General features: G+C 39.9%; 19 protein-coding genes. 15 read left to right on the top strand and 4 right to left on the bottom strand.

Going from position 1 to position 20,787, the window contains the following annotated elements:
• The first annotated feature begins 68 nt into the window (after window positions 1–68).
• The 5 genes from BIY37_RS11400 to thiE all read left to right on the top strand — a co-directional run bounded on the left by BIY37_RS11400 (window position 69) and on the right by thiE (window position 4,938).
• Window positions 69–464 carry a response regulator gene (locus BIY37_RS11400; protein ID WP_070067973.1) on the top strand — a complete coding sequence of 132 codons (396 nt, stop codon included), beginning with the start codon at window positions 69–71 and terminating at the stop codon, window positions 462–464.
• A 99-nt stretch (window positions 465–563) separates the two neighbouring features.
• Window positions 564–851, top strand: a complete 288-nt coding sequence (gene groES, locus BIY37_RS11395; RefSeq protein WP_070067972.1) for a co-chaperone GroES — start codon at window positions 564–566, stop codon at window positions 849–851.
• A gap of 17 nt (window positions 852–868) precedes the next feature.
• Window positions 869–2,488, top strand: a complete 1,620-nt coding sequence (groL, locus tag BIY37_RS11390) for a chaperonin GroEL (protein ID WP_070067971.1) — start codon at window positions 869–871, stop codon at window positions 2,486–2,488.
• Between the two features lie 308 nt (window positions 2,489–2,796).
• Complete coding sequence (gene purB / locus BIY37_RS11385; protein ID WP_070067970.1) at window positions 2,797–4,251, top strand: adenylosuccinate lyase; 1,455 nt, start codon at window positions 2,797–2,799, stop codon at window positions 4,249–4,251.
• Window positions 4,252–4,284: 33 nt separating this feature from the next.
• On the top strand, window positions 4,285–4,938 hold the full coding sequence (gene thiE / locus BIY37_RS11380; RefSeq protein ID WP_070067969.1) for a thiamine phosphate synthase: 654 nt from the start codon (window positions 4,285–4,287) through the stop codon (window positions 4,936–4,938).
• Between the two features lie 232 nt (window positions 4,939–5,170).
• Here the strand turns inward: thiE and BIY37_RS11375 are convergent, their stop codons facing one another.
• Window positions 5,171–7,267, bottom strand: coding sequence for a vWA domain-containing protein (locus tag BIY37_RS11375; protein WP_070067968.1), 2,097 nt, complete (start codon window positions 7,265–7,267; stop codon window positions 5,171–5,173).
• A 736-nt stretch (window positions 7,268–8,003) separates the two neighbouring features.
• On the opposite strand from BIY37_RS11375, the gene BIY37_RS11370 reads away from it, so the two are divergent.
• Window positions 8,004–8,492: a CBS domain-containing protein gene (locus BIY37_RS11370; protein ID WP_070067967.1), complete on the top strand. Its 489-nt coding sequence runs from the start codon at window positions 8,004–8,006 to the stop codon at window positions 8,490–8,492.
• A 442-nt stretch (window positions 8,493–8,934) separates the two neighbouring features.
• Here the strand turns inward: BIY37_RS11370 and BIY37_RS11360 are convergent, their stop codons facing one another.
• Window positions 8,935–9,150: a hypothetical protein gene (locus BIY37_RS11360; RefSeq protein ID WP_070067965.1), complete on the bottom strand. Its 216-nt coding sequence runs from the start codon at window positions 9,148–9,150 to the stop codon at window positions 8,935–8,937.
• Window positions 9,151–9,529: 379 nt separating this feature from the next.
• Here BIY37_RS11360 and hisI point away from each other — a divergent pair, with 379 nt between their 5' ends.
• The 9 genes from hisI to BIY37_RS13575 all read left to right on the top strand — a co-directional run bounded on the left by hisI (window position 9,530) and on the right by BIY37_RS13575 (window position 18,269).
• Window positions 9,530–9,913, top strand: coding sequence for a phosphoribosyl-AMP cyclohydrolase (gene hisI / locus BIY37_RS11355; RefSeq protein WP_070068000.1), 384 nt, complete (start codon window positions 9,530–9,532; stop codon window positions 9,911–9,913).
• A gap of 154 nt (window positions 9,914–10,067) precedes the next feature.
• Window positions 10,068–10,841, top strand: coding sequence for an OmpA/MotB family protein (locus BIY37_RS11350; RefSeq protein WP_070067964.1), 774 nt, complete (start codon window positions 10,068–10,070; stop codon window positions 10,839–10,841).
• 254 nt (window positions 10,842–11,095) lie between these two features.
• On the top strand, window positions 11,096–12,946 hold the full coding sequence (locus BIY37_RS11345; RefSeq protein WP_070067963.1) for a cytochrome c biogenesis ResB family protein: 1,851 nt from the start codon (window positions 11,096–11,098) through the stop codon (window positions 12,944–12,946).
• Between the two features lie 19 nt (window positions 12,947–12,965).
• Entirely contained in the window at window positions 12,966–13,811 is an 846-nt protein-coding gene (gene ccsB / locus BIY37_RS11340; protein ID WP_070067962.1) for a c-type cytochrome biogenesis protein CcsB, read from the top strand.
• Between the two features lie 20 nt (window positions 13,812–13,831).
• Entirely contained in the window at window positions 13,832–14,104 is a 273-nt protein-coding gene (locus BIY37_RS11335) for an acylphosphatase (RefSeq protein ID WP_201789436.1), read from the top strand.
• An 89-nt stretch (window positions 14,105–14,193) separates the two neighbouring features.
• Window positions 14,194–14,493 carry a DUF167 domain-containing protein gene (locus BIY37_RS11330; protein WP_080325046.1) on the top strand — a complete coding sequence of 100 codons (300 nt, stop codon included), beginning with the start codon at window positions 14,194–14,196 and terminating at the stop codon, window positions 14,491–14,493.
• A 94-nt stretch (window positions 14,494–14,587) separates the two neighbouring features.
• Entirely contained in the window at window positions 14,588–17,413 is a 2,826-nt protein-coding gene (gene ileS / locus BIY37_RS11325; protein WP_070067960.1) for an isoleucine--tRNA ligase, read from the top strand.
• 404 nt (window positions 17,414–17,817) lie between these two features.
• On the top strand, window positions 17,818–18,108 hold the full coding sequence (locus BIY37_RS11320) for a hypothetical protein (protein ID WP_070067959.1): 291 nt from the start codon (window positions 17,818–17,820) through the stop codon (window positions 18,106–18,108).
• Window positions 18,105–18,269 carry a hypothetical protein gene (locus tag BIY37_RS13575; RefSeq protein ID WP_179129384.1) on the top strand — a complete coding sequence of 55 codons (165 nt, stop codon included), beginning with the start codon at window positions 18,105–18,107 and terminating at the stop codon, window positions 18,267–18,269. The genes BIY37_RS11320 and BIY37_RS13575 overlap by 4 nt, the downstream gene beginning before the upstream one ends.
• A 117-nt stretch (window positions 18,270–18,386) precedes the next feature.
• Here the strand turns inward: BIY37_RS13575 and holB are convergent, their stop codons facing one another.
• Together holB and BIY37_RS11310 are read right to left on the bottom strand one after the other, a co-directional pair.
• A complete protein-coding gene (holB, locus tag BIY37_RS11315; RefSeq protein ID WP_070067958.1) occupies window positions 18,387–19,415 on the bottom strand; it encodes a DNA polymerase III subunit delta' in 1,029 nt (342 codons plus the stop codon).
• A gap of 165 nt (window positions 19,416–19,580) precedes the next feature.
• Complete coding sequence (locus BIY37_RS11310) at window positions 19,581–19,958, bottom strand: lipoyl domain-containing protein (RefSeq protein ID WP_070067957.1); 378 nt, start codon at window positions 19,956–19,958, stop codon at window positions 19,581–19,583.
• Window positions 19,959–20,787 lie beyond the last annotated feature (829 nt).

Below are 20,787 nucleotides of genomic sequence, written 5' to 3'. Positions count from 1 at the left end.
AGATTTAGTTGGTATATCATTTGCTAAATTTCTGAAAAAATAATATTTTTTATTGATGAGGATTTATTATGATGGCTTTGCTAAATGGGCACTATTCGCTTCTGATAACAGATGACGATGAATCTTGCCGCGACAGCATAAAAGACGTTTTTGAGCCGAAGGGTTACACTACGCATCTTGCCAGTTGCGGGCGGGAAGCTATAAAGATAGCTAGAAACGAAGAGGTACATCTCATGATTTTCGATGTGCACCTTCCTGATTATAGTGGTTTAGAAACATTCAAGATTATTAAAAAGGAGATCAGGCTCACTATTCCCTGTATCTTTATGTCTGGCGAAATAACAAAAGAACTGCAAATTGACCTTATTAGTGCAAATGCCTATACCCTGATACCGAAGCCAATAAACATTAATATATTACGGGAATCTGTCGAGCAGGTTATCGCAAAGTATTACTGGAAATAGTATATAAGGCTTATGCTGTTCACCAGAATTATGAATACGTGTATGCGGTGTTAAAAAGATTTTGTGGATAATATTCTAAAGAAAGGAGCGACGTGAGGTATGAATGTATTGCCATTAGGCGAGAAGCTATTGATAAAAAGAATTGAGGCCGAAGGAAAAACTGCGGGAGGTATTGTGTTGCCTGACTCAGCTAAAGAAAAACCCAGAGAAGGGAAGATTATTGCCGTTGGGAATGGGAAGTTATTGAAGAATGGAGAGCGGGCAAAGTTTCAGGTTAAAAAAGGAGAAAGGGTTCTTTTTAGTTCTTACGGCGGTACAGAAGTGAAGATCGATGGCGAGGAGTATCTACTAATGTCTGAGGATGACATTTTGGCTGTAATTGAATAATATTTGAGGAGGTAGTGATGGCTGCAAAAAAGATTATCTATGGGTACGACGCCAGTGAGTCTATAAAAAGAGGAATTAAGAAGTTGGCTCAGGCCGTTAAGGTTACTTTAGGGCCAAAAGGGAGAAATGTGATTATTGAAAAGAGCTTTGGTTCTCCTTCCGTGGTGAACGACGGTGTTACGGTTGCAAAAGAAATAGAGCTCGAAGACCCCTATGAAGATATGGGTGCAAAAATGGTTAAAGAGGCCGCATCCAAGACGAATGATATGGTCGGCGACGGTACTTCTACGGCAACACTTTTAGCCGAGGCAATCTTTGAGGAAGGTCTTAAGAATATTACGGCGGGGGCTAATCCGGTCGATATTAAACACGGCATCGAAAAGGCTGTGGCTGCGTTGACAAAAGAGTTAACCAGAATGAGCATTAAAATATCCGGCAAAAAAGAGATTGCGCAAATTGCCACGATAGCCGGTAACAATGATGAAGAAATAGGCAGCCAAATAGCGGATGCCATGGAGAAAGTGGGTAAGGACGGGGTTATCACCGTGGAAGAAGGGAAAAGTCTTCAAACAACGGTGGATGTAGTAGAAGGGATGCAGTTCGATAAGGGGTATCTGTCTCCCTATTTTGTGACTTCACCTGAAACCATGGAAGCTGTATTTGAAAACCCTTATATTTTGATTTATGAAAAAAAATTATCTGCAATTAAAGACCTTGTTCCTCTTTTAGAAAAGATTGCTAAATCAGGCAAGGCATTAATTATTATTGCTGAGGATGTGGAAGGAGAGGCGCTCAGTACGCTCGTTGTCAATAAACTCCGTGGAACCCTGCAATGTGCGGCAATAAAGGCGCCTGGTTTTGGCGACAGAAGAAAGGCAATGCTGGGAGATATTGCTGCCTTAACGGGCGCTAAGGCCCTGTTTGAAGATTTGGGAATTCAACTCTCCAGCGTCCAGCTTACGGATCTTGGCAGAGCAAAAAAAGTGGCTATCGATAAGGATACAACGACTATCATAGAGGGCGCTGGCGATAAGAATGAAGTTCAGGGAAGGATTTCTCAGATCAAAGCAGAAATAGGCACAACCACATCCGACTACGATCGTGAGAAGTTACAGGAACGTCTTGCAAAACTTTCCGGTGGAATTGCGCGAATTAACGTCGGGGCTGCTACGGAAGCAGAAATGAAGGAAAAAAAATACCGCGTTGAGGATGCAGTGCAAGCCACGCGGGCGGCAGTTGATGAAGGCATCCTGCCGGGTGGAGGGGTTGCTTTGATCCGTGCATCGAAAGCATTAGACACCCTTTCTGCCAAGGGTGATGAGAAAATTGGCGTAAATATTGTCAGAGTAGCTGTAGAAAGACCAATTCAACTGATTACTGAGAATGCCGGTCTGGAAGGCGCCGTAATTCTGCAAAAAGTAAAAGAAGGCAACGGCAATTATGGCTATGATGCCTTTAGTGAAAAGTACACGGATATGGTAGAGGCGGGCATTGTCGATGCTGCAAAGGTTGTAAAAGTAGCGTTACAAAACGGCGCAAGCATTGCTGCCCTGCTTCTCACGACGAATGCTGTAATTGGAGAAATACCTGAGGAAAAAGAAGCGGCAGGAGCGGTTCCGTGCGGACATAAGCATTGATTCTTACGGACACGGATTTCTGCAGACGAGCGGGACAACATGACATGTCACAAATTCCTGGTAATCTGCGGTGCTGTGCGTTACAAACTTGGAATTTTCGTAAAAGGCGGTGCCTATGAACAGGCACCGCCTTTTTTATTTAAGATTGATTTTTATCCTTTTACGATTAAAATACCCTAACACGAGCGTTACTGAACGCGTAGCACAGGAGGATTATCCTCCGCTCAATTACTGACCACATGGGGCCGGCGCTACAATTTTTGTTAAAAACCTCAAATATATGTTACGTTTTTTGTTGAAAAATCTTTATGTTGTCGAACAATCGATATAACACCTATCAATCTCCCCTTTCCGAGCGGTACGCTAGCAAAGAAATGTGCTCTGTCTTTTCGGATCAATATAAATTCAGCACCTGGAGACGACTTTGGATTGCACTTGCAGAGGCACAGCGGGAACTGGGTTTGCGAACGATTACCCATGATCAAATTGAAGAGATGCGCCAATTTCAGGATACGATCAACTTTGATGTTGCCAGGGCATATGAGAAAAAACTCAGACATGACGTTATGTCTCATATTCATGCCTATGGTGAGCAGTGCCCAAAGGCTCGGCCAATTATCCACCTCGGCGCTACCAGTGCTTATGTGCAGGACAATACAGATCTCATTCAGATGAAAGAGGGACTGCGCATTATTTTTACAAAACTCATTAATATCATAAACATACTTTCAACTCAGGCAGTCAGATATAAAGACCTTGCAACCTTGAGTTTTACTCATTTTCAGCCGGCTCAGCCAACGACATTAGGAAAACGGATGTGTCTATGGATACAGGATTATCTTCTGGATATAGAAGAAGTGGACATGCGAATCAAGGGGCTGTGGTTCCATGGTGTAAAGGGGACAACCGGTACACAGGCAAGCTTTCTATCTCTTTTTCAGAATGACGCCGAAAAGGTGAAAAAGCTGGAGGAACTGGTCACCCGAAAAATGGGATTTGAGAATCATTACCCTGTAACAGGACAAACCTACAGTCGGAAAATCGACAGTCAGATAGCGTTTAGTCTTGCAGGAATTGCACAATCTTCCCAAAAGTTTTCCAATGATATGCGGCTGCTTCAACATATGAAAGAGGTTGAAGAGCCATTTGAGGAAGAACAGATCGGTTCTTCGGCCATGGCTTATAAAAGAAATCCCATGCGTTGTGAACGTATAGCAGCTCTTGCACGGTATGTGCTTTGTAATTGTTTGAATCCCGCATTTACTGCTGCCTCACAATGGTTTGAACGCACGCTTGATGATTCTGCCAACAAAAGAATTGCTGTCCCTGAAGCCTTTCTCGCCGTCGATGGTATATTAAATATTGTCCTCAACGTCGCTGCGGGATTAAGCGTTTATCCTTCAGTTATCAATCGCCATCTTACCGATGAGTTGCCCTTCATGATAACGGAAAATATCCTCATGGAAGCCGTGAATGCAGGAGGGGACCGACAAGAACTACACGAAAGAATTCGTCTCCATGCCATGGAATCCGTTCGCTCGATGAAGGAAGAAGGAAATAAAAACGATCTTTTAACGCGAATTGAACATGACCCTTTTTTTTCTCAGATAAAACAAAAATTGAAAGAAATTACCGAACCAAAGAACTTAGTTGGCAGAGCACCACAACAGGTAGATGATTTTATGAAACAGTCAATAAACCCACTTTTGAAAAGATATAGTCATCTCCTTGATAAAAAATTAATCCCCGCCCTGCACGTATAATGAACTGTTGGGAGACCGACCTCCGCGTGTACGATGAACGGACAACAAATCAATAATCTTTCCCTCATGCTGATTACGGATAGGAACCTCTGTAAACAATCATTTCTTCATACCATAAAACTTGCGCTGAAGGGCGGCGCTAAAACAATACAATTAAGGGAAAAGGGGATTCCTACCCATGAGTTGTATTGCTTGGCACGTGAACTAAGAAAGGTAACTTTGGAATTTCATGCAAATTTCATTATTAACGACCGCATCGACATTGCTCTCGCGGTAGAGGCAGATGGTGTGCATTTGGGCTGGCAATCACTTCCTTTTACCGTAGTGAAGAGATTGATTGGTTCTGAAAAACTGATTGGTATATCTACCCATAGCCGTCAGGAGGCACTACAAGCCCGGGATTATGGAGCAGATTATATTACCTTCGGTCCAATATTTAATACACCCTCAAAAAAAGGGCTTCTTTTACCCTTAGGTACTGAAACGATTCGAAAGCTAAAAAATGAGGTTAAGATACCGATTATTGCGCTGGGCGGTATTCATAAAAACAACATAGAAAGTGTTTTGTGTGATGGAGCAGACGGTATCGCTGTCATTTCGAGCATTATGCATGATGACAATCCCGAAGAAGCAACCAGATGTTTATATGAAAAAATTGTACCCTTTAAGCAGTTTATTAATTCATAAATAACGACTAACGAAGACTCCCTTTTTTCGAACTTTTCGGGAGATAGTACCTCTCTTGATATGCTGTTTCTTGTGGTTTTTAAGGTGCCTTTCATTGTTTCCCACGCTTCAGGGGAGGGCACAAAAAAAAATTGAGCAAAAGAAAATCGTCTCAGTCAAAGATCTGGTGCAATCTGGCAGGAAATCTCTAAATGAGCGTAAAACCGGCCCGGATGCTTTTCAAAAAAGGGTATTATCGGGTAATATTTCCGACATAAATGTTTGTTGACCACATCCCCGTTTGAGACGTGTCGCCCCCACCATAAAATGCCTGTCCTCGATCGTAAATTGAGTTATCCAGTTTAAATGGGATTACCAATTCCTCCTCATTAATATCGGTAACAACAATTTTACAAAGAGTTCCAAAGGCGCCAAATTCAAGGTACTTGCGAGGATCTTTGGGATCAGGAGAGGTCAACCGATACCAGCCGTTGCCGAGATTGCTTAATGTCCAGCCCTGACATAACCCACCGCCATTAGAAGAAGTGAGCGTCACCTGATACGGCTTATTGATGCCGACCCAGAAATGAAAATCGTTGATGTATCTGGGGATGTGTTCGCACCACATGAATATTTCTGCCCTGTTGTATTTAATGATAGAAGGGGCTGTAAAACGAATAACCCCCACATTTGTCTTACTGTAAATCAACGAAGGGTCTATTTCGTCTTCCAACAAAGGAGTGCCGGTAACGTCATTATAGGTAATTTCGCCCTTTACCTTGAAACGCCCATCTTCAGGCTTTTTTGGAGAGATATACTTTATTTTATATTGACCCTTTACATCGGTAATTGTCTGTTTAAATCTTTCCTGTAGAACATTTAAATTTTCGGAATGTACATAGGTGCCACCGGTTTCAAAAGCAATATTTTTCAATACATTTTCCTCGCGAAGATCACCAATTCCAACTACAAAAATGTGGACATCCCTATCTTTTGCCATCGTGATGATGTCATTCGGTGTATGGAAACTGCTGTTATCGAATCCATCCGATAAAAATACCATTGTTTTAAAGATGTCCGGATCAGGTTTTTCCGGAAATTGTTGCAATCCTTTCAGAACGGCATCCCAGCAACTTGAAAAATCACGATAGGTTTTACTCGTACTGAAATTGTCAAGGGCATCTTTTGCTGCATTTTTATAAGAGGTAAATGTCTGAAGAACCATTGGCGGTACATCAGGCCGATGGAACTCTACTACCCCTATTTGATGTGTTTCTTCCAGGCTATTAATTAAATCTTTCACACTTACGAGCATCTTGTTAATATCCTCATTTGTCTCATACATTGACGCTGAAAAATCTAAAACAAGCATTACTTGTAATTGAAAATCGTCTTGTGTATAAAGAAGCGCATGGCTTTCCAAATAGTCAATTTCGTTGTCGTTTTCCCATATTTTTATATTTTTCCAGTCGACTTTTTCGGCAGGAAATAGAACCGCATGATTGTTTTGATTCCGTAAAGAAAATATAAATTGAACCGTGCTTGGGAATTGATGATCTTTCGTCTGGTTGAGTACTTTAATTGCTGTATGGGACTGAAAAATCTTTATTGGCCCAACTTCATCAAAGATTTTAGGGTCTTCGGCATCCTCTATCCTGATTGAATAACCGCTATCTTCCCTTAAATCACGGGCCTTCCAAAGAAAAAGGCCTTTACCCTCACTGTCTTTTCTGTAATTATAATTGTGTGCTAATATTCCAATGTTTTCGCCCCTTAAACATAACAAAATATTGACGATATTACTCACACCAGAGGTTGCCGACCATTCTGCCGATACTTCGTCACCAATTGAAAAAGTGGAATTTGCTGTCGGAGATGTAACGATTATTTTATTCTTCTCTTTTTGTGCTAATATCCGAACAACTCGGTCTCCTCCATTTGAAAAAAAACGTAATTCTTCTATTACACTTTCTGGAGGTAGAAAACGTCTATCAATCTTTACTGTTATTGTTTTCGGTTCTTTTTCGACAATACCGGACGTTGGGTAGACAGCCAGCCATCTGGGTGCCTGTCTGGTATCAATTGTAAATTCTAACGGAGTGACACCACGCTGAAAGAAACCTTTAGCCTTTGCTGCGTTTTTTACAGTAAACACCATTTCGTTTTTTCTTTCTCCAAAATCCAAACCAATCGGAGACATGTCAAGCGTCGGTGAGACATTTCTACGCAATATTAAAATGAGAACTATTATCAAGAGCAAGACAAGAGGAAGTATTACAAACATTACCTTCTTTCTCTTTCTTTTTCTTATATCTTCAGGCACTATCTTTTTTTCGTTTTCAAAAGACATTTTTAATCTCCTGCCTTTTTACCATAATATTCAAAGCACTCCTTTTGGAAAAATATCAACATCCTAACACCGCTAATAATCACAACAAAAAACTTTTTCCCGATAAAACGGGGAAAAAAGAAATTAACAAAATAGAAACACACGCTGATTTGCCTGATAAATGCCTCAAAGTGAGCCATATGGTCGATTACGCACAGCACTGAAAGGGTAATTGTTTCAAATTATATCGGCTATATTAACCAAAGAGGAAATTACCGTCAATATATTTTTCAAGATGATGGAAATTACGTTTGGTATGGAAATGGCAATGCTTAAGTCTATTATAAATTAACAGCTTATAACAATAACAAACGACTAAGGCAGTTTAAAGTGTCTTTGATAATCAATGTCTCCATTTACAATCAGGTTGTTTGGACAGCCGTCCTTGCTTAAACCTGGCAAATCTCAGACACGGCCTTTCCTTAATACACTTGGGCTTATTCTGATATCTCCAGTGTGTTTTACTGTGATACGAATATAGGCCAATATGCGTCATCACATTCCGTTTTCTTTTGATGAAGAGCGAAGCTGGTACCGATTTTGTTTAAATCTATTATTTAAATCTTGACATAAAATTTACAGACGCCTATACTATTCGATTATTTTCAGGTCAAATTTATTAAAATCCTTTACATACCAGAATGTCACTGCCAAAAGACGATTAATATTTAGTTTAATTTGAAAGGAGAAACGCATCATGGCAAAAAATGATATTGTAGCCAAAGACATTATGAATAAGAATGTTACTGTGGCAAGAAAAGAAGCATTAGGCAGATCTCTTGCAGAAAAGTTATTAACCGGCAAGTATAGTGGAATGCCAGTTGTGGATGATAATAATAAGATTATTGGAGTTGTCAGCGAGTTTGATCTTTTAAAAGTTATGGATCGTGGCAAATCTTTAGAAAAAGTAACAGCTGAAGAGATCATGTCTGCAAAGCCCATATTCGTAGCAGAAGATACTTCTGTTGAAGATATCATTCGTATTATGACAAAACATAATATTATTAGGGTTCCCGTTGTTAGAGACGGTATTCCCGTAGGCATTATATCCAGGTGTGATATCATTAGGTGTGTCTATGGTGTACTGAGTCCAGAATTTGTCAGAATCAACAGCGAAAGAGAAAAAATCGAGTTCTTCACGGAGTTTAAGAACATAGAGTTTAAAAGTAATGAAGAGTTAAGTTAATGAGTGACTACTATAGTGTTACCCTGTAAAAACTTTTTTTTGAAAAGTTCTTTAGGTAACATTTTTCAGAAGCAGTGGATTTCTTTCTTTTTGAGTTTGAGGGAGACTCCTGAAATTCGATATTCTTTTTTGATGACTTTGTATTTGCTTGTGTGCGGTATTTTCGCAATCAGTTTATGAGCCCTGAGTTTTTTATTACTCTGGTTTTTTGGAGATGAGTTTCTTTGCTTTTGCTTCGGTTTTGACATGGCCGTAGAAAGAGTTTTTCAAATCCCTGTTTCTAAAATCATTAATTATACGAGAGCCGTCTAAAACAACCTCATACACTTTGGTTGCCCTTGGAAATAATGGATTAAACCCGGAATACTGGTTCTGCCCATCTTGGATAAGTTGGGCGAGCTATTCGAGTTTTCTTTGTCGTACAATTTCAGGGAATATTTTTTCACATAGTGTTTAATGCATACTCCTTGCGGTCTCTTTTTGTATTCATAAAGATTTCGTCTTGAAAGTTACCCGTGAGCTTTTTTTCCAAAAAGGTCATCACGTATGAGGCATTGAAACTTATCAGGGCATGCTCTGTCATCTCGGGATAAATATCAATCAGACGTTGCCGTCCCCTGAACATCATATCGGCTGCATATTCCCCTTGATCCGGCACTCCATAATATTCCCGGGAAAACGCCTTCCTTGCAGATCTTGCTTAAATCCAAGGGTATCATTGGCCGGGACTCTTTTTCTGATAGCTGTCTTGTGTTTGTCTTAATCATCCCTGATACCTTCTCCCGAAAACAAGTAATAATGTCTATTTTTTTTGAAAAAAGGAGATAGCAATGTCTTTTAAATATCATTCGATCAAACGTTGAAAGTTCCTCAGTGGTTTTGTTATAATAACGCCCTGGAAAGAGTATATAACATGACGTACGTGTTTTAAGAGTGATGACCCATCGTTGTATCGTTATGGTCTGAGTAAAAAGGTATAAAAACAGTTTCTATTGATGATTTTTTATGGAATAGCTTTCAGAAAGAAGGGAGGTTGTATGCAGCTGTTGGACAAATTACACTTCAATGAGAAGGGGCTTATTCCATCGGTCATTGTCGATAACTTTGACGGTAAGGTCCTGACTCTTTGTTACATGAATAAAGACGCCGTCGAGAAAACCATTGAAACGGGCAAGGTTCACGTGTTTCGTCGTTCTCAGAACCGTTTGATGATTAAGGGTGAGACTTCGGGCCACATTCAGATGGTAAAAAGGGTTTTTTTCGATTGTGAAGGAAATTCCCTTGTTTTTGCTGTAGAACAGCACGTTGCTGCGTGTCATGCAGGGTATAAAACGTGCTTCTATCGGGAATATATTCCAGGAACAGACATCATTCAAATTGCCGAGAAGAAGGTATTCGATCCCGATAAAGTTTATCGTTAATGTGGACTTGACGGAGGACCGGAGAAAATGAAATTCATTGAAAAAACGCTTGAAAACAAGCATATCAAATGTTATATATTCAATATTGTGAATATTCAGATTGTTTTTTGACGGTATAGAACTTTATTCTGCCTTACCCGCAGGAGGGAAAAAAATGTTAAAAAACGGGAAATACGTGAAGCTTTTCCTTTTGATAGCCTTTGTCGGAATGTCCGGTTGTGCTGAGATGAACGAGTTGAGAAATTTAAACAGAAGACAGGCAATCACCATAAGAGATCAATCCGAAGAAATTACAAGGCTTAAGGGACAGCTTTCTTCCGCATCAGACAAGTTAAAGGCAAACGAAGCTGAGATGGAAAAACTCAGAAAATTGGCACAGTCGATTGGCGAAGGTGCTACGGTCAGAGATACGATAGAAGGGCCGGTACTTCTTTTTCCTGAAAAAATACTCTTTGATTCCGGGATGGCGGCAATAAAGCCCCATGGTGAGACCGCTTTAAAGAAGGTGGCAGTCTTTCTCAAAGAAAATCCTCATATCTCCATTAGAATTGACGGTCATACCGATTCAGACCCCATTATAAGGACCAGACACCTTTGGGATTCCAATCATCATTTGTCTGCAGCGCGGGCATTAAGTGTATTTCATTTTTTAACAAAAAGTGAAACCATCAACGAAAAAAGAATTTATGTCGCCGGCTTTGGTCCGAATCGTCCAATTGCATCTAACAGCACAACTGCTGGAAAGAAAGAAAACAGAAGGGTAGAATTTTTAATATTAACCTCCGTCGCTTCATTGCCGCCTAAAGAATCTTCAATACTCACGGAAAGAACATCTGAATTCACAGGGCAATCGGTGCCAGTGCCATCAAAAACAGAATCTACGGAAACAGATATATCCGAAGAAATAGAAGAAGGTGAAGGAAAATAGTTGTTTGAAGGAAATAGTCTCTTCCGGCAGCTTTTAGCTACCGGAAGAAGCGTTGGTTGAAAAATTGTAGTAATTGAAATAACCAGAATCATCAAACCTGCGTTATCCACAATTCGCAAACCAAGTTTCAAAACAACCCCGGGCAAAAGACTCTGCCACTTCATAGATAAAAAACTGTGTCGCGGCACTAAATACTTCAAAACCTGTAATATTACAGCAAGGTAATTTAGAGGCCATTTTGCGTATCGAAAATTATGAAAAATAAAAATCAACTTCGTATGACTACAGAAACAAAAGACAGCCAAAAAAATCAAAATCGAATTTCTATTCATCAGCCAGCACGAAGAGATTCGAATAGGGTTTGGGATTTCTTCTGTTCGGTTAAACTGGCAGTGGTAATCATTCTGCTTCTGGTTGTTGCGTGTATCCTGGGAACAGTGATCTTGCAAGAAAAAACCATGGACGAATATACTGCAAAATATGGCTATGCATTAGCGGCTTTTTTCAAAATAACTGAATTAAACAACGTCTTTTACTCTTATTGGTTCACATTCCTTTTGATACTGTTATGCGCAAATCTCATTTGCTGCACGATCAAAAGATGGAAAAATACTTTCATGCAAACAGGCTTTATTCTTACCCATCTCAGTCTCATTTTGATATTAATCGGTGGCGTGGTAAAGTTTCAGTTTGGTGTAAAGGGCGGCGTAAATGTTTATGAAGGAAAATCGGTAAATTATTTTCTGACACAAATGATTAACCGGCAAGGAAAATTAGATTATGTCAAGAAAGATTTGCCATTTTCTATCGCTTTGGATGATTTCATATTAGAAAAAAATGAGCCAAAATTTCAACTGGTATCCTACATTAAAAGTAGAAATCGTCAGAAAAATTTAGAGGTAAAGGTAGGAAAAAGACAACGTATCCCTGGTTCGAACTACACCGTAACGATCAAGGATTATATTCCCGATGCAGAATTACATCAGGAACCGATAAATACTTCAGACTCAGCGGATAATCCGGCCATCTTTGTAAAACTGTTTGGCCCAGACAAAGTTATTGCTGAGGGATGGTTGCTCGCTCACGATCGTAACTTTTATGAGGATAAAAAACAAAATCTGCGAGTGGAATATATCTGGGTGTCTTCGCAGGAAGAGTTGGAAAAAGCTATTAACTCTATCGAAACTGCTCACCCAAAGATATCTGTTCTGATATCAGAACAAGGACTATCACAAGACTATCCTATGGAATTAAACAAAACCTTTAAACTTGAGGGAACTAATTATTCTCTGAGGATGTTACAATATGTGCTTAACTACGGAGACAGAAGGCCGCTCGAAGAACAACTGACTGATAATCCTGCCGTTCAGGTGGAAATCAATGGTCCGGAAGGTTCAGAAACCCGCTGGGTATTTGAAAAGTTTCCTGATTGGGACAAAATGCATCCGTCGAAGTATAAGAACCTGAAATTGACTTGTGACGGAATCGCAAGCGGACACATGGCCAAAAATATCGTACGGCTTTTTCAATCATCAGAGGGAAAACAGGTGATGGTCTCTATAAAGAACAATCATATCACCAGTACCATTCCTTGGGAATTAGAAAAAAAATATACCATTGCAGATTCGAATCATCAGATCGTGGTATCCAAATATTTCCCATCCTTTAATTTCAGAAAAGAGGTGATTAAAAAATCGGATACGGTAGGCGTGCCGGCGATTTTTGTTGAAGCAGAGGGACCCAGTGGGAAGGTTGATGATTGGCTGTTCTCCAATAATCAATACGCAACTTGGTATACCGATAATAATTTAGCACTTGTCTATGAATCCATGGGAGAGTCGATTAAACATTTTACCAGCAGGTTAAGAATTATAGAAAATGGACAAACTGTTGCGGAAAAGACTATCAGAGTAAATGATCCCTTAACCTACAAAGGGTATGTTATTTATCAATCAAGTTACGACCCGGAAGCAGGAAATTTTTCTGGTTTGCAGATCGTGAAAGACCCCGGAATTTCAATAGTATATTCTGGTTTTGGGTCATTATGTTTTGGAGTAATATTCATATTTTATATAAAACCGTTCCTACGAAAAAAACAAAAATAAGAGGTGGAGGTCTGAAAAAATGAGCATAATCAATATTACGGTAATTGTATATGTCATCGCATCGATTGCTTATATCGCTCGGGAAATCTGGAGATCTATGTACACAAAATGGGTGTCTGTAGGACTGTTGATCCTAGCGTTTTGCTTGAATCTTGTCATGGTAACCAAGCGCTCCATAGAAGCAGGACATCCACCCTTTTCCAATTTATATGAATCGTTAATTTTTTATGCATGCTGCACAGCTTTTGTCTATCTTATCTTTGAGTTTATTTATAATTTCAGGGTAGTTGGCGCATTGGCATCTGTGCTTGCGATGTTAATATTGCTTTACGCAACGCTCCAGGATGACACTATAAGGCCGATTATGCCGGCATTAAAGAGCAACTGGATGCTTGTGCACGTTATTACCTATATGATCGGTTACGCATCCTTTGGTATTTCATTTGTTACCAGCATCATTTTTTTAATTGTTAAAGCGTTTGCTAAAAAAGAAAATAAAGAGGTAGAAAACGAAAGAGAAATATTACCAAGAAACTTTGACAAACTGAGCTATAAAATAGTTGCTTTTGGATTTCCCTTTCTTACCCTTGGTATGGTCACGGGCGCAGTTTGGGCAAAAAAAGCATGGGGTGATTATTGGTCATGGGATCCCAAAGAAACATGGTCTTTGATCACTTGGTTTGCATATTTAGTTTATCTTCACACCCCCCTTGTTTTACCAAAAATGAATATTAATAAGTCTAAGGCCTCTGTTATTTTAGCATGCTGGCTACTCTTTGCTTTTGCGATCGTGAACTTTACCTTCGTAGGCTTAAACTATCTGCCATCTGCAGCTGACAGCGAGCATATTTACGGTTCTAAATAGATTTACAAGCGCTTATGTCTATGACTCGGGCACATGTTTATGTCCGGGGCAAAGTTCAGGGTGTGTGTTTTCGTGCATCTACCAAAGAAAAAGCTCTGGCTTTTGGTGTTACCGGATGGGTTAAAAACTGCGCAGACGGTAGTGTGGAAGCGGTCTTTGAAGGCAACAAGAAGATTGTTGACGAAATCGTAAGTTGGTGCAAGAAAGGACCGTCAGGAGCTTTTGTTCTGCATATTGAAGTATGTTGGGAAGAACACTCAGGTGATTTCGATGGATTTTCGGTAGTTTATTGATAATTGCTCGGGCATTTCTTTCATCGTTTGACCGGGCGTTTGATTAAACTCATGACGAAGTCTCCGACTAAACACTGTGAAGTTCCCGTATGGGCATGCTTGATCTTGTCACAACAAACTCAGGTGTTATTCTATCCATCCGAACACGGCCAGGTTCAGGTAAAAATTGTGTCTTAGGCGAGTATGGGGGCCGTTTAAAATTGGCCGTTACTGCAGCACCTGAAAAAGGCAAAGCAAATAAGGCTGTAATTAAATTGTTAGCAGAAATCTTCCAGATTCACGAATCTTCCATACATATTATTTCTGGCAAATCCTCGCAAGACAAAAGGTTATTGATCGAAGGACTTACTGCTAATGATTTAAAATCCCTGCTACAGACTTACTGGTAGCAGCAATACAGCAAATGAATAAAATACCTTATATGAACAATTTGTTTGGGAATCAAAACCACCGCCAATGATACTTGGATAAACAATCGTTATCATGGAATATAAAAAAACGCTCAACCTCCCCACCACTCAATTTCCCATGAAGGCTGACTTGCTCAAAAAAGAGCCTGAAATCCGGAAGAAATGGGAAAAAGAACAACTTTATGAACGGCTACGAAAGACGCGAGCTGACAAAGAAAAATATATCTTACACGACGGCCCTCCCTACCCAACGGGTGAATTGCACATTGGTACCGGTTTAAATAAAATACTAAAAGACTTTATCGTGCGTTATCACACGATGCAGGGTTACAATGTACCGTATGTCCCTGGATGGGACTGCCATGGTTTACCCATTGAACATCGTGTTATGCAGGAGGTTGGTGAAGAAAGAAAAAATTTGACTAAACCGGAAATCCGAAAAAAATGTAAAAAATACGCAGAAAAATTTGTAAAACTACAAAAGGCGCAGTTCCAGGCCCTTGGTATCATGGGAGATTGGGAATACCCATACCTTACCTTTGACCCTCAGTATGAAGCAGGTATTATTGAGGTATTTGGGAGACTGGTAGAAAAAGGATACATTTACCGGAGCAAAAAACCCGTTCACTGGTGTCCCAACGAACTCGGCCAAACAACCCTTGCCGAGGCAGAACTTGATTACCGTGAAGAAACGAAGAGCCCTTCAATTTACGTAAATTTTAAACTTACGGACCCCATCAGCAATCTATTCAAAGATGCCGGTAGCGATGGCTCTTGTATCATGATATGGACGACGACCCCCTGGACGCTTCCGGCAAACGTTGCTATCGCCGTACATCCTGAGCATGAGTATGCGGCGATCCGTTACCACAATCCAAAAACACAAAAAAAAGAAGTGACGATTCTTGCCCACAAGAGAATAGAAGCAGTCATGTCATCGGTGGGGATTACGGATTATCAATATCTTGGCAAGGTGCAGGGGCGTTTGTTGGAAGGAAGAAGATACCGGCATCCTTTTATGGACAGAACGGGACCTATTGTGCTTGCAGATTATGTTACCTTATCGGACGGAACTGGTTGTGTTCACACGGCGCCCGGACATGGCCAGGAAGATTATCTTACCGGCATTAAGTATCATCTCCCCATGTTGAGCCCTGTCGACGAGAGGGGTAATTTTACCGCGGAGGCAGGTGAGTTTACCGGTCTTAATATCCTGAAAGATGGAAACGACCTGATCGTAAAAAAACTGGAGGCGGTAGGAGCATTGCTTGACAAAAAAGAAATTGTACACTCCTATCCTCATTGCTGGCGATGTGATGATCCGGTTATTTTCCGGGCAACGGAACAGTGGTTTGTCAGCCTTGATTACGACAACCTTCGTCAGCGGGTACTGGAGGAGATAAAACGAACGAAATGGATACCCTCGTGGGGCGAAAGCAGAATGGCAAAGATGGTTTCAGAACGCCCAGACTGGTGTATCTCCAGGCAACGTTCATGGGGTGTACCAATTCCCGCCTTCCATTGTGTGCATTGCCGTCAGGCGCATATCAATATAAACACAATAAATTATGTGAGAGATAAATTTGAGAAGGAAGGGGCCGACATCTGGTTTTATAAAGACGTATCCTTTTTTTTACCACCGGATACGAAATGCTCTCATTGTGGCGGCAATCAGTTTCAAAAAGAAATGGACATCTTCGATGTCTGGTTTGAATCCGGATCGAGCCATCATGCCGTTTTACACAAACGCAACGAATTATCGTATCCGGCCGATCTCTATTTGGAAGGAACGGATCAACATCGTGGATGGTTTCAGCTTTCCTTGCTCCCATCGGTTGGTGCATGGGATAAAGCGCCTTTCAAGTCCGTTTTAACCCATGGATTTGTCGTCGATGAACAGGGGAAAAAGATGTCCAAATCCCGTGGAAATTTTATCTCGGTTGAAGACGCTGTAAAGGAATTTGGCGCTGATGTGCTCAGGTTATGGACTTCTTCTCTCGATTATCAAAATGATATGAACGTATCGCGTAATTTAATTGTCAGATGCTCGGATGCCTACAGACGCATTCGTAATACCTTCAGATATTTACTGAGTAACCTTTATGACTTCGATCCGAAGGTAAATACCATAGCCTATGAAGGATTACCGGAAATAGATCGATGGGCATTGCATATGACACAGGAACTGATTAAGAGCGTGAGGTCTGCATACGAGTCTTTACAGTTTCATCGTGTTTTTCATAATATCTACAATTTTTGTACGGTAGAAATGAGCGCATTCTATCTGGATATCTTGAAAGACCGTTCCTATACCTTTGCAAAGAATTCGGAGGAACGGCGTGCAGCACAAACGGTAATGTATTCCATCCTGTTGAATCTCGTCAAATTATCTGCGCCAATTATTGCCCATACTGCAGAAGAAGTATGGGCGGCAATTATCCATAAAGATGAAGACGTCTCCAGTATTCATTTGACAACATTTCCCAAGGAAATTCCCATCTGGACTGACAATACTCTCCAGGAAAGATGGGAAAGGCTGATCAATATAAGGACCGATGTGGCAAAGGTACTGGAAAAGATGCGTGCAGCCAAATTGATCGGGAACTCATTAGAGGCTTCCGTCGATCTTTATACCGAAAACGAAGAACTCTGGCAATTCCTAAAAAACTATGAAAAAGACTTTCCGATGATATTCATTGTATCAGAAGTAAAATTAGGCAAAAATGTTACTTCCAAAGCAGTCAAAGGCGAGTTAATCACAAACCTCTGGATAGAAGGTCGTGTGTCACAACACAAAAAATGCGAAAGGTGTTGGAATTTTAGGGAAAGCGTGGGGACGATTAAGGAACATCCTTCCATATGTACCCGGTGTGTTACCGCACTTCAACAGCTTTGTTGATATCTCTTATTTCGTAAACCGAACGTCATTCCTCATTTTTTATAAAAGAATGGAGGCAACAGCAATCTCGGTGACTTTAAACGGGAAGGTCGTATCATTTTTCCGAATTTTCAATAATAGCACGGCCTCCATATGGAGCAACGAGTAGTTTTTGTAAGGGTATGTCTTCAACACAGAACATAAACAAAAACGAGATCACGATAGTAATCATCGGTAGAAGCGTATTATCCTCGAAAAGCCTGCTATTATAGAATAGTAGCGCAGAAAGTACCGCCTTGTAACGACCAGAGAAGCCCCTGCCATGTTACGACAACGCCTGCATGAACATCTACCCTGTATGTGAAGCTGAATGTATAGATGTATCGTCGAAAACCTTGAGGCTAGAGTAAGAGGAAAGCGATGAGGTGGCGGATGGAGAAGATTACCCGTTTGCGGGTGAAACGGTAACAACAAAGGCCCTGCCCGGTAAGAAGCGTATATCCGTTATAGCATTAAGCCAAGATACAGATACAAACGGTAAAACTCTATTTGTGATTATTGCCACGAAGAGAACCGGTAATGTAAAGGTCAACTTTAAGACGGCAACTAGTATAACGTTGTATAAAGACCTATACACAAGCAAATGTCATTACGAGAAATGGAAAGTAAAAACATCTGTCTGTCTCCCTAAAGGACTGAGGAAGCAATCAGTATGAGGCTCCCCGCAGTGAGCGTGGTCAGAATCAGACAAGTACCGAAAATATCGGGCGGGGGTAAGAGGATTACCCCCATCAGTATTGCCTCTAAAAAGGCGCCGGTTGCAATACCAAGAAGCCGTGCGCCAAACACGATGCCCAGACAGAGTCCGTTGCCATAAAAGACATCCAGGCCTCTTTTTTTCTACTCTACCAAAAATTTGTTTCGTTGTTGCGGATAGATGATCGATTCAAAACAGAAATCTGGAGAATGTGGATTGTATTAAACATATTTTTTGTTACACCGTTCTGTCACCAAATTGAAGACGAAGTATTTTTGTTATCATGTTTTCCAATAATAAGGCAATATTAGCATTATGGTCAAGTTGTTCAAGGGATGTTTTGATTACCTGGATAATGCGAAACAAAACTTCTTCAGACAATACTTGGCACTTAGAGGTCAACGTGTTTCTCCAATTCGTATGATAAACAGGCATTCCACTCTGTATCTTACAGATAAGTAAGTCCCTATAATACAAAAGAAATGAGAGAATAAGTTCCTTTACCTGCGATCGTTTTTCCTCTAATATCTCCAAATCCTGGATATTCCACTTATCAAGTAATTCTTTTGAAAAGGTCAGATTGTCGTTCATTCCTAATGTTAAAATTCGGTCGACAAGCCAGTTTTTTTTATCTAAAGCATGCGTACTGGAAAGGAGTGCAGCTCTTTCTATGCTGCCATTGGATATACATGCCAATTGTTCTGCTTGTTTCTCATCCAGATGGAAACTGTTTACGAGGATGTCTTTTACTACGATCATCGATAAAGGAAAAAACCTTATAATTTGACATCTCGACCGAACCGTTTCTCTCACGGACTCTAAAGAGGTTACAATTAATATAATAATAGCATGCGAAGGAGGCTCTTCTAATGTTTTCAATAAACAATTTGACGACTCCTCGTTCATTTTGTCAGCAGACTGAATAATTGCAATTTTGTATTTTGACTCCAAAGGTTTAACATGCAGGACATCCTGGAGATGCCTTAATTGCTCTATTTTGATCGTCCGGCTGTTTTTTTCGGGAAGCACGAAAAAGAGGTCAGGAAAATTATCATTGGTAATTCTTTGACAATGACTGCAGGTATCACAGGCATCTGCTCTAGCATGTTGACAAAAAATGGTTTTCGCTAGTTCTTTTGAAAACAGTGTTTTGCCAATTCCTTCCTGGCCTGCAAAAATATATGCGTGTGCCAGATGATCATGTACTATAGCCTTCTGAAATAAGTTTACAATACGGTCCTGGCAAAAAATATTTTTAAAAGACATGTATCATTCGGCTCTGTATCAAGAGATGGTTCTATAGATCTTGGGAAATTTTTTCCTCCCTTCATTCACTTGTACACAAGCGGATGAAGAGAGGAACGATTTAATTGCGGTATCTATGACGCGAGCAAAATCATAAGGACGGTATTATTCGTTTACAGAAAAATATTAATCGTCCTCGTCATCTTCCTCTTCGTCATCTTCATCTTCATCTTCATCATCATCATCATCTTCTTCTTCTTCTTCTTCTTCTTCTTCTTCTTCTTCCTCCTCTACCTCCTCTTCTTCTTCGCTGTCTTCCTCTCCTTCGGTCTCAAGGATCGCCATAATATCACCTATCTTCACTACATCACCTTCCTGCGCAAGAATTTCCAGCAATCTTCCTGACACAGGCGCAGTAACATTAAACGTGGTTTTTTCTGTAATCATCTCAACAAGGTCTTCACCTTCTTCCACTTCCTCATCCTCCTCGACATACCAAAAGGAAACAGTTGCTTCGTCTCCGTTATTTCCTTCTACTTCGGGTAATTCTACTTCTACTCTCATATAACCACTCCTTACGTTATCAAAATAATAACGTTACAAAAATATTAAACCTTTATTAAGATTACTTAAGCAAAATGAAGGAAAAGCATTATACTGAGCGATATTTTTCTTGTCAAGCCTCAAGGAATAAATTAAATAACTAAAAAAGGAAAGATTCGCAGTTTCTTAACTCTTTTAATAATATGGATATAAAATCGCTTGACTTGGTATAAAGGATAGTTTAAAATTCGCTTTTAAATTTAAAAAATTTTTGTTGTCGTTTTGTATTTCTAATCAGATTTAAAGTCCTTCCATAGGGCTTGTTAGAATTATAATTTTAGTATGGTTTTAAACTTTAAATAAATTTTCGGGGAAATCCCAATCTGAGAAAAAATGTCACCGATGATATTAAATCTTTAAAAGAAATACCTGGGAATATGAATAAAAGGCAGTACGTCGATACTTTTTATAAAGTAAGCATGGTTTTACCAAAAACAAGTTTTTGCTGGATTTCAGATGCGTTGTTTAATGTGCCCGATTATCGTTTGTGATAATCATAAGGATCTTAAAAAAAATATTTAATGCGTGCACTTGGGTTAATCTAAGTAATAAGGCAAAAAGATATGTTTTTCATAACACAGCATCATTTTGCAAAAGTGTCAAAACTATAAGTGTTAACGGTACATTTCAAGACATGCTTTTGTTTTTTCCATAAAGAACCTGTTATTCTTTTCCTATTCTATAATTCAACTCATCGACATTTCTCACCGGTGGCATTTCTTCCAAAAGACACAGTTTTTCCGACCTTCGTTTTTTGTTATTATCTCTTAATAGATCCAGGATTTTTATT

The sequence above is a fragment of the Candidatus Brocadia sapporoensis genome, assembly GCF_001753675.2.
In the GTDB taxonomy this organism is placed as follows: Bacteria; Planctomycetota; Brocadiia; order Brocadiales; family Brocadiaceae; genus Brocadia; species Brocadia sapporoensis.
The sequence above is the reverse complement of the archived record's forward strand: the minus strand, read 5'-3'. Positions and strand labels throughout refer to the sequence as shown.

Coding starts and splice junctions, on each gene's coding strand:
- BIY37_RS13575 (WP_179129384.1), top strand. CDS start 18,105: ATGAGGCTCCCCGCAGTGAGCGTGGTCAGAATCAGACAAGTACCGAAA.
- BIY37_RS11345 (WP_070067963.1), top strand. CDS start 11,096: ATGAAAAATAAAAATCAACTTCGTATGACTACAGAAACAAAAGACAGC.
- groES (WP_070067972.1), top strand. CDS start 564: ATGAATGTATTGCCATTAGGCGAGAAGCTATTGATAAAAAGAATTGAG.
- purB (WP_070067970.1), top strand. CDS start 2,797: ATGTTGTCGAACAATCGATATAACACCTATCAATCTCCCCTTTCCGAG.
- BIY37_RS11370 (WP_070067967.1), top strand. CDS start 8,004: ATGGCAAAAAATGATATTGTAGCCAAAGACATTATGAATAAGAATGTT.
- ccsB (WP_070067962.1), top strand. CDS start 12,966: ATGAGCATAATCAATATTACGGTAATTGTATATGTCATCGCATCGATT.
- BIY37_RS11350 (WP_070067964.1), top strand. CDS start 10,068: ATGTTAAAAAACGGGAAATACGTGAAGCTTTTCCTTTTGATAGCCTTT.
- BIY37_RS11400 (WP_070067973.1), top strand. CDS start 69: ATGATGGCTTTGCTAAATGGGCACTATTCGCTTCTGATAACAGATGAC.
- holB (WP_070067958.1), bottom strand. CDS start 19,415: ATGTCTTTTAAAAATATTTTTTGCCAGGACCGTATTGTAAACTTATTT.
- ileS (WP_070067960.1), top strand. CDS start 14,588: ATGGAATATAAAAAAACGCTCAACCTCCCCACCACTCAATTTCCCATG.
- BIY37_RS11375 (WP_070067968.1), bottom strand. CDS start 7,267: ATGTCTTTTGAAAACGAAAAAAAGATAGTGCCTGAAGATATAAGAAAA.
- hisI (WP_070068000.1), top strand. CDS start 9,530: ATGCAGCTGTTGGACAAATTACACTTCAATGAGAAGGGGCTTATTCCA.
- BIY37_RS11335 (WP_201789436.1), top strand. CDS start 13,832: ATGACTCGGGCACATGTTTATGTCCGGGGCAAAGTTCAGGGTGTGTGT.
- thiE (WP_070067969.1), top strand. CDS start 4,285: ATGAACGGACAACAAATCAATAATCTTTCCCTCATGCTGATTACGGAT.
- BIY37_RS11330 (WP_080325046.1), top strand. CDS start 14,194: ATGGGCATGCTTGATCTTGTCACAACAAACTCAGGTGTTATTCTATCC.
- groL (WP_070067971.1), top strand. CDS start 869: ATGGCTGCAAAAAAGATTATCTATGGGTACGACGCCAGTGAGTCTATA.
- BIY37_RS11310 (WP_070067957.1), bottom strand. CDS start 19,958: ATGAGAGTAGAAGTAGAATTACCCGAAGTAGAAGGAAATAACGGAGAC.